General features: G+C 62.8%; 1 protein-coding gene. It reads left to right on the forward strand.

The annotated features are described in order from the left end of the window. Positions 1 to 89 precede the first annotated feature (89 nt). Positions 90 to 836: a FadR/GntR family transcriptional regulator gene (locus OC610_RS28150; RefSeq protein WP_030139831.1), complete on the forward strand. Its 747-nt coding sequence runs from the start codon at positions 90 to 92 to the stop codon at positions 834 to 836. Positions 837 to 894: the final 58 nt, after the last annotated feature.

Raw genomic sequence — 894 nt, forward strand, 5'->3', positions numbered from 1 at the left:
GTCAGACACACCCAATGCACCAACGGTGATCGTACAACCACGTTGCGCTATGATGCACACTTAGCCGCTTGCCAAAATAGAGACACACCATGGAAAACCCGATCAACGTCCCACGCCTTCCCCGCAAGCGCCGCAGCCTGGCGCAGGAGCTGGTGACGGTACTGACCGAGCAGATTCGCGACGGACTGCTCAAGCGTGGCGATAAATTGCCCACCGAGTCGGCGATCATGGAAGCCCATGGCGTCAGCCGCACCGTGGTGCGCGAGGCGATTTCCCGTTTGCAGGCCGCAGGTCAGGTGGAAACCCGCCACGGCATTGGCACTTTCGTGCTGGACACGCCCAGCCCGAGCGGCTTTCGCATTGATCCGGCGACAGTCGTCACCTTGCGCGATGTGCTGGCGATCCTGGAGTTGCGCATCAGCCTGGAAGTGGAATCCGCCGGGCTGGCGGCGCAGCGCCGCAGCGATGAGCAACTGGCGGCAATGCGGGCGGCCCTTGATGCCTTGAACGAAAGCGCGGCCCACGCCAGCGACGCGGTGGCTTCGGACTTCGCCTTCCACTTGGAAATTGCCCTGTCCACCGGCAACCGCTACTTCACCGACATCATGACCCACCTGGGCACCAGCATCATCCCGCGTACCCGGCTGAACTCGGCGCGCCTGGCCCATGACGACCATCAGCACTACATGGATCGCCTGAGCCGTGAACACGAGGAAATCTACGAGGCCATTGCTCGCCAAGACTCCGACGCCGCCCGTGCGGCCATGCGTCTGCACCTGACCAACAGCCGCGAAAGGTTGCGCCAGGCCCATGAAGAGGCGCAGGCGCAGGGCTAGCGTCTTTCGGTTGAAATGAGGCGAGTCATTGCTTCTGTGGCGAGGGGATTTATCCCCG

Source organism: Pseudomonas agronomica (assembly GCF_025917275.1).
GTDB lineage: Bacteria > Pseudomonadota > Gammaproteobacteria > Pseudomonadales > Pseudomonadaceae > Aquipseudomonas > Aquipseudomonas agronomica.